Genomic DNA, 11,905 nt, shown 5'->3' with positions numbered 1-11,905 from the left:
CTGGGGCCGTGACCGACGCGTGGAAGTGGGATCCGTCCCTTTATTCGGGCAGTGCCGGGTACTACGCGCGGGGCCGCGCCGCCTATCCCCCGGAGCTCGCCACGGCCTTCGCCGCCGAGCTGGCGCCGGACGGGTCGGGGCGCCTGCTCGACGTCGGCTGCGGCCCCGGCTCGCTGACGCTGCTGCTGGCCAGCTCGTTCGAGGAGGCGGTCGGGCTGGACGCCGACGCGGACATGCTCGGCGAAGCGGCCCGGCTCGCCGCCCTCGCCGGGATCGGGAACTGCCGCTGGGTGCACCGGCGCGCGGAAGAACTGCCCGCTGAGCTCGGCCGGTTCCGGCTCGTCACGTTCGCGCAGTCGTTCCACTGGCTCGAGCGGGCGCGGGTCGCCACCGCGGTGCGCGGAATGCTCGAGCCCGGCGGCGTCTGCGCCCACGTGCACGCGACGACGCACGAAGGCGCCGAGGGCTCCGTGCCGCGTGCGGAAATCACCGAGCTGGTGCAGGCGTTCCTCGGGCCGGTGCGGCGCGCCGGCCAGGGTTCCCTGCCCGGGGGCACGGCCGCCGGCGAGCCGGAGATCTACCGCGCCGCCGGGTTCCGCGGGCCGCGGCGGTTCGAAGTCCCGGGCCGGGTCGTCACGCGCACGGCCGACGACGTCGTCGCGAGTGTCTTCTCGCTGTCCAGCGCGGCTCCGCACCTGTTCGGCGACCGCCGCTCGGAGTTCGAGACCGAGCTCCGCGCGGTGCTGCACCGGGCGAACCCGGCCGGGACGTTCACCGAGCGGCTGGGCGAGATCGCCGTCGACCTCTGGCACTGAGGTCCACAGTGGACTGTCGTTACCAGGGGTTGTTGTCGTACCCGTCGTCGTCGGCCTCCGCCGCGCGCGGACGGCGGGCGCGCCGGGAACCTTCGTCACGGGCGAACGGCCGCGACTCCGGCGTCGACGCGAACGGCGACGCCGAGCCCGGCTCGTCACCGAAGGCGTCCGTGGCGAACGCCGACGGCGGTTCCGTCGTGCCCCGGTCCGTGCTCCAGCCGGACTTCGTCTTGCGCTGCGCCATCTCGCGGACGTGCTGCACGTAGCGTTCGGCCGCCTGGACCTGCTTGGTCATGTACTCGTGGGACTGGGCCTTGATCTCCTCGCCCCGCTGCTCGCGCAGGGCCCGCCGCTCGGACTGTTCGCGGACGAGACCGTCCAGCTCGGCCTTCATCGCGTCGATCTCGCTCATGCGTCCTCCTACCAGGCCCGGGCGGACGGCGGGTCTTCGTCGTCGTTGAGGGAGCCGATGATCCGGCGCCCGGGCTCACCGAGGTTGTCGAAGACCGCGCCGTCGATCCGGTAGGCGGACGACCGGCGCTCGGTGTCCCCTCCCCCGCCGCCGCCGTGGGCACCACCCATCGCGCCCATGCCGCCCATCCCGGACATCCCCGACTGGCCGCCGGGGCCGGTCGGCGCGCCGGCCGGGGCGAACGCGGCCGCGGGCTGGGACTGGGTGGCGCCGACGCCGCTGTGGACGCCGCCGGACGTCGGCGTGTCGCCGAGCCCGCCGGTTGCTCCCTCGCCGACCGAGCCGAGGCCGGCCGCCGAAAGGCCGGCGCCCCCGTGCGAGCCGCCGCCGATGCCGGCCGGCGCACCGCCGCCGTGGCCGCCGCCCCCGTGGCCGTCCCCGCCGCCGCTGCCGCTGTCGTGCGCCGGCAGGTCCTCGAGGGTGCCGCGGTGGGTGGGCAGGTCGTCGAGCTTCTTTTCCGGGGTGTCGCCGAGGGCGCCGGAGGCCTTGTCGTCCTCGCCGAGGGTGTAGGTGGTCGGGGTGCCGCTGCCGTCGTCGACGGTGACGACGGTCGGGCCGTCCGGGCCGTCGGGCCGCTCGGCGGTGATCTTGAGGTCGCCGTCCTCGATGTGGATCTTGCCGTCGGGGCCGGGGCAGTACGTGTCGTCGCCGGTCCCTTGTGGACCGTCGGCGTCCTTGGACCAGTCGAGCTTGAAGTCCTTGGCGGCGTCGGACCCTTCGCCGACCTTGATGTCCATCTTCCCGTCGTGGTCGGGTTCGGTCATCTCGAAGGTCTTGTCGCCCTGCTTGACCTTCAGGGTGTCGGGGGTGTCGTCGCCGTCCTTGTCGGGCTTCCCGTCGCCGTCCTTGTCGTCACCGAGCAGACCGTCGGGCTTGCCGTCGCCGTCCTTGTCCTCACCCAGCGGGGAGTCCGGCTTCCCGTCCCCGTCCTTGTCCACGCCCAGCGGGTTGTCCGGCTTGCCGTCGCCGTCCTTGTCCACACCCAGCGGGGAGTCCGGCTTACCGTCGCCGTCCTTGTCCACGCCCAGCGGGGAGTCCGGCTTGCCGTCGCCGTCCTTGTCGGCGCCCGGCAGGTCGCCGAGTCCGGCCCCCTCGCCGGAATCCGTCTTGATCCCTTCGCCGCTGAACTCCTTCAGCGCGTCGGCCGCCTTCTGCTTCGCCTCTTCGGCGGCCTGCTCGGCCGCGGCCTTGCCGTCGTCGGCGCCGGAACCACCCGAACCCGAGCCGGACCCGCCACCCGAACCGGAGCCCGACCCCGAACCGCCGCCCGTGCCGGACCCGCTGCCGAGACCTTCACCGCCGAGGCCTTCGCCACTGCCGGAACCGCTGCCGGAACCGCTGCCTCCGAGACCGCCGGCGCCTTCGCCGGAGTCGGTCTTGATGCCTTCGCCGCTGAACTCCTTCAGCGCGTCCGCGGCCTTCTGCTTGGCCGCTTCGGCGGCCGCGGCCGCCTGCTCCTTGGCGGCGTCGGCCTGCGACTGCGCCGACGACGGCGCTGTGTCGTCGGAACCGGAACCGGAACCCGACCCCGAACCGGAACCCGAGCCACCGCCCGAGCCACCGCCCGAGCCGAGGCCGGAACCTCCGCCGCCGGAGGACGTGTCCAGATCCGGGATCGGCGGCACCGAACCCCCACCCCCGGCACCCGAGCCGGCGCCGGAACCCGAACCGCTCCCCGAGCCGGACCCGCCGCCGGAGACGTCGGGGATCGGCGGCACCGAACCGCCGCCGCCGGCCCCGGAACCGCTGCCCGAACCACTGCCGCCGCCCGCGCCGCTGGGCAGGTCGGTACCCGAGCCCCCGGCACCCGAACCGCCGCCGAGGCCGCTGCCACCGGAGCCGGAGCTGCCTTCGGGAATCGGCGGCACCTGGCCGCCGCCTCCACCGGCCCCCGAACCACCCGAGCCCGAGCCGGACCCACCGCCCGAGCCGGAACCGCCACCGGCACCGGCACCACCCGAACCCGAACCACCCGAGCCGGACCCGGAACCCGAGCCGTTGCCCGAGCCACCCGGACCGCCGCCCGCACCACCCGCGGCACCGCCGCCGGGAGCACCCGAGCCGGACCCGCCCGGCATGGACACGCCCTCGAACTCGTTCTTGACCTTGCCCATGACCTTGTCGAGCGCGTCGTACGCCTGGTCGACGAGGTCCTTGGTGTCCTTGCAGGTCTTCTCGAAGCCCTTGTAGAGCCGATCCCACATGTCGGGGTTGAACTGGTTCTGGATCCACTGCTTGGCCAGGTCCTGGCCGTGCTTCTTGATCTCGTCGCCGTCGCAGCAGCCCTGGTCGTTGAGCGTCTTGACCAGGTTGGTGCCGAAGTTGAGGTCCATCCAGCCCGCGATCTGGGCCAGGTCCTGCTCGTTGCCGTGCTCGCCGCTGGCGACCGCGATGACCTTCTGCGCCATCGTGTAGTCGGCCTTGCCGACCAGGTCGGTGTACATGCCGATGACGGCGTCGGCCTTGCCCTTGCACAGCTGGAACACCGTGGTCGCGGTGGTCAGCGTCGCTTCGCCGCAGTCGCCGAGCGTCTGGGACAGCTTCGCCGCTTTCGGCTGGATCTTGTCGTTGTAGGTGTCGGACGCCGCGTCCGCGCCGGCGCCGCTCCACGTCTTGTAGAGGCTGCCGAGCTGGGACCCGGTGTCCTCCAGCGTCCGGTCGACCGTCTCGGAGCCGGTCTTGAAGTGCGCGGCGTCGTCGACGAAGTTCTTGAAGCTGATCCCGCGCTGCTCGTCGAACGGCGCGCGGATGTCCTTGTCGAGGTCGAGCGCGCGGGTGTTGCCGCGGCAGTCGTCGGGGATCTTCGCCAGCAGCGACCCGAAGGTCTCGAACAGCTTCAGCGCGGGCGCGGCGGCGTCGAAGATTTCGTCCGACGTCTTCGTGCCGGTGGATTCGCCGCCGTTCTCGCCGGCGGCGGGCGGCTTCGTGTCGTTGAGCTTCGTCTTGCCGTCGTCGACGGCCTTCTTTTCCTGGTCCTCGTTGTACGAGTTCTGGTCACCGCTCGACTTGGCCTTGTCGTAGGCCTCGTCCACCGACTGCCCGGCGAAGAGCGGGTTGGCGTTGTAGGCGCCGGCGTACTTCTCGGCTTCCTGCCGCTTCTGCTTGATGTCGTCCGGTTCCTGGTCGGCCAGGAACGGCGGCGGTGGCGGGTTCTCCCGCAGCCAGCTGCTGATCAGCGCGCTCTTCTGCCCGGCGGGGACGCTCGGGTCGTCGAGGATCGCCTTGACGTCGGACCACTTCTTCTTGTCGGCCATCAGAGCGAGCCCCCGGCGTTGGTGATGGCGCCCGACTGGTTGTCCTCGTTGGCGCTGTAGCTCGACCCGGCGGTGCCGAGGTTGGTGCCGAACGAGCTCAGCGTGGTGCTGTAGCCGGAGACCGCGGCCCAGAGCGCCTGCGCGCCGGCGGTGTACTTCGCGGCGTGGGCGTTGTGCGCCTTGCCGAAGCCCTCCGCGGTGACCGCCGGGGTCTCCAGGTCCGGGTTGTCGTCCAGCAGGTGCTCCGCCAGGTCCCCGATGGTCTTGGACGCCGTCGACAACGCTTCCGTCGTCGCGGTGTACCCCCCGCCGCTCATTTCAGCGCCTCTCCTCAGATCCTGCAGTTCCCAGAGCTTCCGCGAGCACCTCGGCCACCGAGCCCACGTCGGTGAAGCGCTCGAGCTCGTCCAGGTCGATCGTCACCCCGTAATAGACCTCCAGCGCCGCCAGGAGCTTGATCCGGCCCTTCGAGTCGATGCCGAGCTCCTCCAGCGGAGCGTCGGGCTCGACGAGGGCCGGGTCGAGCCGGAAGGTGTCGGAGACGACCTTCGTGACCTCGGCGCGGTGATCACCCACGGACGTCACCATAACGTGCCTTGGCCGCCGACCGGGCGACCTTGCCACTCGATGTGCGCGGAAGTCCGCCGGAAGGGACCAGATGTACCGCACGGAGCGTGAGATCGTGCTCGCGGGACACCGCGCGCAGCACCGCGCGGGTCACCTCTTTGAGGTCCGCGTCAGCGTCGCGCGCCCATTCCGCCACCACCACCGCGCCCTCACCGTCCTCGTCGGCGACGCCGAACGCGGCGACGCGGTCGCGGCGGACCGCCGGGTGGGCCTCGCCCGCCGCCGCCTCGATGTCCTGCGGGTGGAAGTTGCGGCCGTCGACGACGATGAGGTCCTTGAGCCGGCCGGTGACGTAGAGGTCGCCGCGGTGCACCACGCCGAGGTCGCCGGTGCGCAGCCAGCCGCCGACGCCGTCGAGCGTGGCGTCGAACGCGGCCGCGTCGCCCCGGCCCCAGTAGCCGGTCGCGACGTTCGCGCCGTGGATCCAGATTTCGCCGACCGAACCTTCGGGCTGCTCGTGTCCCTCGTGGACGATCCGCACCTGCTGCCCGACCGGACGGCCGACCGACAGGAGCTCTTGTCCGTCGACGATTTCGACCGCTCGGCCCTGGGCAAGGGCTTCCCGGTCGAACTTCGCGCCACGCGGACCTTCTTCGCCCGCGCTCGCGACGTAGACGGTGGCTTCGGCGAGCCCGTAGGACGGCCGGTACGCCCCGCGCCGGAAGCCGTGCGGGCCGAAGACCTCGAGAAAGCGCTCCACCGTGCGCGGGCGGACGGGCTCGGCACCGTTGAGCGCGACCCGGACGTCCGAGAGGTCCAGGTCGTCGTCCCCGGGGCCGGCGTCGGCCGCGAGGTCGTAGGCGAAGTTCGGCGCCGCGGTGAACACCGCGGGGTAGTCGGCCATCTGCCGCAACCACCGCCGGGGGCGGTGCACGAACTCGGCCGGGGCCATGAACACCGCCCGGCCGCCGGCGAAGACCGGCAGGCACAGCAGCTGGATCAGGCCCATGTCGTGGAAGAACGGGATCCAGCCCGCGCAGGTCGTGCCCTCGTCGACGGCGTAGGCCCGGCTGCCCTGCCAGCACGCGGCGACGATGGCCCGGTGCGGGATCACCGCACCGGCCGGCTCGCGCGTCGAGCCCGACGTGTACTGCAGGTACGCCGGGCTTTCCGGCTCGACCGGCACCGGGTCGGCGCCCGGCCCGGTCAGCTCGTCGGCCACCAGCAGGTCGCCGGGCGCCCCGAACTCGCGGACGCGCGCCGCCGCGGCCGACGACGTCAGCCACACGCGTGCGCCGGAGTCGGCCAGGACCCCGCCGAGCCGCTCGGCCTGCGCGCGGTTCCCCGGCGGCATCAGCGGAACGGCGATCATGCCCGCCGCCAAGGCACCGAAGAACGCGAGCGGGTAGGCGAGCTCCTGCCCGGCGAGGACGGCGACCCGCTCCCCCGGCTCCGCGACCTGGCGCAGCCCGCCCGCGACCACGCGAACGCGGGCGGCGAACTCCGCCCACGTCAGCGTGTGCTCGGCGTCGTGGGTGTGGTCCTGGTGGGTGAACAGCGGCCGAACATCGTCCGCGCGGGCGAACAGCCGGTCCACGATCGAGGCGCGCAGCACCTCGCCGGGCACGGTCTCGGGCGGACGGGGCACGAACGCAACCTACTGGACGTCCCAGAGGCCGCCCAGCTCGGCCACGTCCACGACGGTGGCGGTGCGGGGGAACAGCGTGCCGGTCAGGAAGTCGTGCGTCTCCCGCTCGCGGTCGGCACAGCCGTCGCGCAGGACGACGATCCGGTAGTCGCGGTCCATCGCCTCGCGGACGGTGCTCAGCACGACCCCGCTGGTGCTGATGCCGGCGAGGACCAGGGTGGTGATCCCGCGCTTTTCCAGCTGCTGTTCGAGGTCCGTGGTGGAGAAGGCGCCGACGCGGATCTTGCGCACTTGGACGTCCTCGGGCCGCGGCGCGAACGCGGCGTGGATCCGCGTCGCGGGCCCGTCGGCGCGCATCACCGCCCGGTGTTCGGGGGCGGCCGCGTACGGGGCGAACATGCTCGTCTCGGGGATCGCGTCGAACTCGGCGTCGTCGAAGCCGACGCGCACCCAGCCGACGTGGGCACCGCGCCCGCGGACGTCGTCGATCACGGCGGTCACGCGGTCGAGCAGCACGCCGGCGTCGGGCAGCTGGGCGACGATCCCTTCCTGGTAGTCCATCACCAGCAGCGCGGTGCGGTTCGGGTCGAGCGCGGGGTTCTGCTCAGGCATCGTTCTCGGCTTTCTCGGGTCGGGTGGTGGTGCTTCGGGACAGGGAACGGTCGAACACGGTGACGGCCAGGAAGACCACGCCGATGCCGAGGAGCAGCAGCGCGAGGTCGTGCAGCCCGCCGGTGTCGGCGGCGGTTCCGAAGAGGGCGCCCTGCAGCGCGGAGGAGACGATCGCGCCGAGGTAGCCGAAGGTGCGCAGCAGCCCGGCCGACGCGCCGATGTCGTCGGGATTCGCCTGGCGGTACACGGAGTTCTGCAGCGCGAGGCTGTTCAGCCCCTGCGGCACCCCGGCCACGAGCGCGACGACGACGAGCAGCCATACCGCGGCGGAGGAGTCGAGCGTCAGCAGCAGCGCGCACCCGGCGAGCTGCCCGAGCGCGGCGACGGCCAGCTTGCCGCGGACCGCTTCGCGCCGCCCGGTGAGCAGCGACACGAGGATCCCGGTCGCGAACAGCGGCAGGGTGGCGAGGCCGGCTTCGGTCGCCGACAGCCCGCGGCCGTGCTCGAGCCATTGCGTGTAGCCGTAGAGGAAGCTGTACGCGATGACGTAGGCCAGCAGCGCGCGGCCGTAGGTGCGCAGCAGCGGGCCGTTGCGGCCGAGCAGCCGCAGGTCGATGAACGGGTGGGCGTGGGTCAGCTCGCGCCCGGCGAAACCGGCGGCCCCCGCGACGGCGATCGCGAGCAGGTACCAGTCCCCCGCGCCCGGGTGCATCAGGAACAGCAGCAGCGAGACGAGCGTGCCGGCGAACAGCGCCATGCCGGGGAGGTCGAGGTCGAACGAGCCCGCCGGCGCGGGCCTCGCCGTCTTGGGGAACCGGCGGGCGCCGAGGACGAAGGCGGCCAGCGCGATCGGGATGTTGAGGGCGAAGGTCGTGCGCCAGCCGCCGACGCCGATGAGCAGGCCGCCCAGCGCCGGGCCGACCACGGAGATCGTCTGGGTGGAGATCGCCAGCACCGTGAGCACGGACGCGGGACTGTCGCGACCCGTCCGGTCGCTCTCGTCGCGGATGAGCCGCATCGCCGCCGGGTAGCCGGCGCACGTGCCGAAGCCGAGGACGACCCGCGCGACGACCAGCACCGCGAGGTTCGGCGCGAGCGTGCCGATCACCCCCGCCAGCCCGACGAGCGCCGTCGACGGGAGGAACACGCGCCGCGGGCCGTAGCGGTCGATCAGGCGTCCGGCCACCGGTTGCCCGACCGCGGTGGCCAGGTAGAGCGCGGAGATCAGCCACGCGGTCGCCGACGCCGGCTGCCCGAACGCGACGCCGATCGGCACCAGCGCGACCGCGATGATCGTCGAGTTGACCGGGTTGAGCACCGCACCGGAGATCAGCGGGGCGAGCAGCTTCCGGTCGAAGCCGTCGCGCATCCGCTCCCGGGTCGTCATGCCTCGACGACGCGGCCGAGCAGGGCCAGTGCCTCGTTGACCACGGCCAGTTCGTCCTCGGTGAGCCCCTCGGCGAGGGTCCGGGCCAGCCATTCGTGCCGGGAGGCCCGGGCACCCTGCGCGTACGCGCGCCCTTCGGTCGTGAGGAAGAGCAGCTGACGGCGGCCGTCGTCCGGGTCGTCCTCACGGCGGACCAAGCCGAGCTTCTCCAGCGCGGCCACGGTCGCCGCCATCGACTGCGGGCGCACCTTCTCCGCGCCGGCCAGCACGCTCGCCGTCGCCGGCTCGTTGAGCACGAGCCGGGCGAGCGCCGAGGCCTGCGCGGACGTCAGGTCACCGACCGCCGTCGCGTCCATCATCTTCCGCCGCAGCCGGCCGACGAGCACGCGCAAAGTCTGCGCGGCCGCGACCGCCGGAGCGGGAACCGTCTTCGAGCCCATATCGACAGCCTAGACTTATCAGTTGACCCTGTCGAATTTCCGGGACGGGCACCCGGAGTTCGAGTAGGCTTTCCCGCCATGGCCTCACCGGAAGCGCTGGTCTCCGCCCTCGCCGACCCCGCCCGTCTCCAGCTGTTCGCCCGGATCTGCGCGGGGCTCCCGGCCGACGGCGCCAAACTCGTGAAGCGGCTGGTCGACGCGGGGCTGGTCACGGTGGAGGGAGACACCTACCGGGCCGTGCCCGAGGTGTTCCGCGAGGCGCTCGCCAAGGCCCCGGCCGACCCGCTCGACGGGCTGTTCCGCCGCGGCAGGCTCATCACCATCCCGCACTCCGGCAAGCGGCGGCAGCTGCTGCTCGCCCACCTCGCCGAGCGGTTCGAGCCGGGCCGGCTCTACACCGAGCAGGACGTCCGCGAGAAGCTGACGATGGTCCACGACGACCACGCGACGCTGCGCCGGTACCTGATCGACGAAGGCCTGCTGCAGCGCAGCAGCGACGGTGGCGCCTATGGTCGTCCGTCGGAGGCCCGCGCCGCCGGCTGAGCCGCGGGGAGGTCGAACAGGGCCAGCACGGCGGGATCGGCGAACACGACGTTGTGCGCGACGCTCCCCCGGTCGACGGTGAACACCTGCAGGGTGTGCAGCCGGTACACCCCGGCGTCGTCGCGGCAGTAGGCGACCAGCGCGGGCTGGCCGTTGGCGGTGGTGCGCGTCATCCGCCAGTCCGGGCCGCGCATCGCGAACAGCCGCTCCAGGAACCGGCCGTAGCCGTCGCGGCCGAGGAACCACAGCGGCACCGGCGGCATCTCCATCACGACGTCGTCGGTCAGCAGCCCGACCAGGCCCGCGACGTCGGCGGATTCGAACGCCCGGACGTAGCGGTCGAGGACCGCCTCGACCGCCGAGTCGTCCGGCTCCGGGACCGCGTCCGCGGAGACGTCGCCGAGACCCGCGCGGGCGCGCTGGAGCGCGCTGTTGACCGCGGCGGGCGTCGTCTCCAGGAAGCCGGCCACCTCGGCGGCGCTGAACTCCAGGACGTCACGCAGGATCAGCACCGCGCGCTGCTTGGGCGGCAGCGTCTGCATCGCCGCGAGCAGCGCCAGCCGGAGCGTGCCCCGGCGCGCCAGGCGCAGGCCGGGATCGTCCAGGCGGGCGTCCGGGAACGGCTGCAGCCACGGGATCTCGAACGACGGCGTCAGCGGCGCGTCCGCGTCTTCGCTCGGGCGGCCGAGGCCCGAGGGCAGCGGCCGCCGCGCGCGGCCCTCCAGCGCCGTGAGGCAGGCGTTCGTCGCGATCCGGTAGAGCCAGGTGCGCACCGACGCGCGGGCCGGGTCGTAGCCGTCCCACGCCTTCCAGGCGCGGACGAGCGTGTCCTGCACCAGGTCCTCGGCCTCGTGCACCGAGCCGAGCATGCGGTAGCAGTGCACCAGCAGCTCACGCCGGTGCGGCTCGGTGCGGTCCGCGAAGTCCTGCATCGTCGCCCCTCCCGTCGGGGAATGTACCGGCGGGCGGGCCGCGGTTCATCGCCGCGGGACGATTTACAGGTCGCCGAAGTCTTCCGGCCGCAAGCCGTCGAGCTCGGCGCGGAAGCGGGCGACCTCGGCCTCGGTGTCCAGCACGTCGGCGGCGGGCCCTTCGGCTTCCTGCTCGACCTCCAGCTGCACCGACGCGACGTCGAGCACCTCTTCGGCGACGCGGATCGGGGCACCCTGGCGCAGGCCGAGCGCGACGGCGTCGCTGGGGCGGGCCGAGACGCGGGTGCCGGAGACGAGCACGAGGTCGGCGTAGAAGATGCCGTCCCGCACCTCGGTCAGCTCGACGGCGGCGACGCCCTGGCCGAACGCCGCGAGCACGTCACCGAGCAGCTCGATCGTGCCCGGCCGCGGCTGCGCGATCTGCTCGCGGGCCCGCACGAGGGCCTCGGCCTCGCCGTAGCCGATCATGATGGCCAGCCAGCGGCGGGCGCCGTCCGGCTCCCGGAGCAGCATCAGAGGCGCCTCGCCGGGCACCGGAACGGCCATCCCCACGACCTCGATCGGGATCACGCTGACCACCGCACCCTCCGTCTAGGGACTCCTCCGCGCGCGAGGTACCCAGAACCACCGCGTTTGCAACGTGGTTCGGCGACGGAGTTTTTCACCCGGCTCTCCTGGGCTGCGGACAACACCCGCGAACCTTGCCCGGCCCGGGGCGGCACTGTCACCGTCGGAGACGTGGAACCGACGATTTCGCGCAGCATCGACGTCCCGGCCGCCCCGGGCACGGTGTGGTCGTGGGTCACCGACCTGCCCCGCATGGGGGAGCTGAGCCCGGAGAACATCGGCGGCCGCTGGCTCGACGCCCCCGGCCTCGGCGCGCGCTTCCGCGGCCGCAACCGCAACGGCGAGCTGCAGTGGTGGACGCGGGTGAAGGTGGTGGCCTACGAGGAGGAGCGCCGGTTCGCGTTCGACGTGCGGACGCCGCTGGGCTCGCGCGTCTCGCGGTGGGAGTACGTGCTGGCGCCGACACCGACGGGGTGCCGGGTGACCGAAAACTGGTACCGCAGCGGCGCCTGGGTGGTGCGCAAGTTCATGGGGCCGCGGGTGACCGGGCGGGCGGACCGGCCGGGGTACAACGTCCGGTCGATCGAGCACACGCTCGCCGCGGTGAAGGCCCGTGCCGAAGAGCAGGCCGCGGCAGCGTGATCTGAGTCGCCCTGAACTGGTCAGTC

The 11,905-nt window shown here is 72.9% G+C and carries 13 protein-coding genes; 3 read left to right on the top strand and 10 right to left on the bottom strand.

Going from position 1 to position 11,905, the window contains the following annotated elements:
• Positions 1-8: 8 nt before the first annotated feature.
• Entirely contained in the window at positions 9-815 is an 807-nt protein-coding gene (locus ABZ342_RS30160; protein ID WP_360479954.1) for a class I SAM-dependent methyltransferase, read from the top strand.
• A gap of 19 nt (positions 816-834) precedes the next feature.
• On the opposite strand, the gene ABZ342_RS30155 is transcribed toward ABZ342_RS30160, so the two are convergent.
• The 8 genes from ABZ342_RS30155 to ABZ342_RS30120 are packed head-to-tail and all read right to left on the bottom strand — an operon-like array spanning position 835 to position 9,195.
• Positions 835-1,227: a hypothetical protein gene (locus tag ABZ342_RS30155; RefSeq protein ID WP_155543534.1), complete on the bottom strand. Its 393-nt coding sequence runs from the start codon at positions 1,225-1,227 to the stop codon at positions 835-837.
• An 8-nt stretch (positions 1,228-1,235) separates the two neighbouring features.
• On the bottom strand, positions 1,236-4,541 hold the full coding sequence (locus tag ABZ342_RS30150; protein ID WP_360479951.1) for a WXG100 family type VII secretion target: 3,306 nt from the start codon (positions 4,539-4,541) through the stop codon (positions 1,236-1,238).
• Positions 4,541-4,858, bottom strand: a complete 318-nt coding sequence (locus ABZ342_RS30145) for a hypothetical protein (RefSeq protein WP_360479948.1) — start codon at positions 4,856-4,858, stop codon at positions 4,541-4,543. The genes ABZ342_RS30150 and ABZ342_RS30145 overlap by 1 nt, the downstream gene beginning before the upstream one ends.
• Position 4,859: 1 nt before the next feature.
• Positions 4,860-5,117 (bottom strand): acyl carrier protein, encoded by a 258-nt coding sequence (locus ABZ342_RS30140; RefSeq protein WP_360479945.1) that lies wholly within the window; start codon positions 5,115-5,117, stop codon positions 4,860-4,862.
• Positions 5,110-6,756: a fatty acyl-AMP ligase gene (locus ABZ342_RS30135; RefSeq protein ID WP_360479942.1), complete on the bottom strand. Its 1,647-nt coding sequence runs from the start codon at positions 6,754-6,756 to the stop codon at positions 5,110-5,112. Before ABZ342_RS30135 ends, ABZ342_RS30140 begins: the two co-directional genes overlap by 8 nt.
• 9 nt (positions 6,757-6,765) lie before the next feature.
• A complete protein-coding gene (locus ABZ342_RS30130; RefSeq protein WP_360479939.1) occupies positions 6,766-7,368 on the bottom strand; it encodes a cysteine hydrolase in 603 nt (200 codons plus the stop codon).
• Positions 7,361-8,755, bottom strand: a complete 1,395-nt coding sequence (locus ABZ342_RS30125; protein WP_360479936.1) for an MFS transporter — start codon at positions 8,753-8,755, stop codon at positions 7,361-7,363. Before ABZ342_RS30125 ends, ABZ342_RS30130 begins: the two co-directional genes overlap by 8 nt.
• Positions 8,752-9,195: a MarR family transcriptional regulator gene (locus ABZ342_RS30120; protein ID WP_155543527.1), complete on the bottom strand. Its 444-nt coding sequence runs from the start codon at positions 9,193-9,195 to the stop codon at positions 8,752-8,754. Before ABZ342_RS30120 ends, ABZ342_RS30125 begins: the two co-directional genes overlap by 4 nt.
• A 78-nt stretch (positions 9,196-9,273) precedes the next feature.
• On the opposite strand from ABZ342_RS30120, the gene ABZ342_RS30115 reads away from it, so the two are divergent.
• Positions 9,274-9,738: a DUF2087 domain-containing protein gene (locus ABZ342_RS30115; protein WP_155543526.1), complete on the top strand. Its 465-nt coding sequence runs from the start codon at positions 9,274-9,276 to the stop codon at positions 9,736-9,738.
• On the opposite strand, the gene ABZ342_RS30110 is transcribed toward ABZ342_RS30115, so the two are convergent.
• Positions 9,702-10,670 (bottom strand): sigma-70 family RNA polymerase sigma factor, encoded by a 969-nt coding sequence (locus tag ABZ342_RS30110; protein WP_360479932.1) that lies wholly within the window; start codon positions 10,668-10,670, stop codon positions 9,702-9,704. The genes ABZ342_RS30115 and ABZ342_RS30110 overlap by 37 nt on opposite strands.
• 63 nt (positions 10,671-10,733) lie before the next feature.
• Positions 10,734-11,249, bottom strand: a complete 516-nt coding sequence (locus ABZ342_RS30105; protein WP_155543524.1) for a bifunctional nuclease family protein — start codon at positions 11,247-11,249, stop codon at positions 10,734-10,736.
• A 159-nt stretch (positions 11,250-11,408) separates the two neighbouring features.
• On the opposite strand from ABZ342_RS30105, the gene ABZ342_RS30100 reads away from it, so the two are divergent.
• The gene (locus tag ABZ342_RS30100) at positions 11,409-11,879 is read left to right on the top strand and encodes an SRPBCC family protein (protein WP_360479928.1); all 471 of its coding nucleotides are present in this window, start codon (positions 11,409-11,411) and stop codon (positions 11,877-11,879) included.
• Positions 11,880-11,905 lie beyond the last annotated feature (26 nt).

Source organism: Amycolatopsis sp. NPDC005961, from assembly GCF_040629235.1.
GTDB lineage: Bacteria > Actinomycetota > Actinomycetes > Mycobacteriales > Pseudonocardiaceae > Amycolatopsis > Amycolatopsis camponoti.
The sequence above is the reverse complement of the archived record's forward strand: the minus strand, read 5'-3'. Positions and strand labels throughout refer to the sequence as shown.

Bases quoted from the DNA above. Each gene is read 5' to 3' on its own strand.
- ABZ342_RS30125 (WP_360479936.1), bottom strand. From the start codon at position 8,755: ATGACGACCCGGGAGCGGATGCGCGACGGCTTCGACCGGAAGCTGCTC.
- ABZ342_RS30150 (WP_360479951.1), bottom strand. From the start codon at position 4,541: ATGGCCGACAAGAAGAAGTGGTCCGACGTCAAGGCGATCCTCGACGAC.
- ABZ342_RS30145 (WP_360479948.1), bottom strand. From the start codon at position 4,858: ATGAGCGGCGGGGGGTACACCGCGACGACGGAAGCGTTGTCGACGGCG.
- ABZ342_RS30120 (WP_155543527.1), bottom strand. From the start codon at position 9,195: ATGGGCTCGAAGACGGTTCCCGCTCCGGCGGTCGCGGCCGCGCAGACT.
- ABZ342_RS30130 (WP_360479939.1), bottom strand. From the start codon at position 7,368: ATGCCTGAGCAGAACCCCGCGCTCGACCCGAACCGCACCGCGCTGCTG.
- ABZ342_RS30110 (WP_360479932.1), bottom strand. From the start codon at position 10,670: ATGCAGGACTTCGCGGACCGCACCGAGCCGCACCGGCGTGAGCTGCTG.
- ABZ342_RS30115 (WP_155543526.1), top strand. From the start codon at position 9,274: ATGGCCTCACCGGAAGCGCTGGTCTCCGCCCTCGCCGACCCCGCCCGT.
- ABZ342_RS30155 (WP_155543534.1), bottom strand. From the start codon at position 1,227: ATGAGCGAGATCGACGCGATGAAGGCCGAGCTGGACGGTCTCGTCCGC.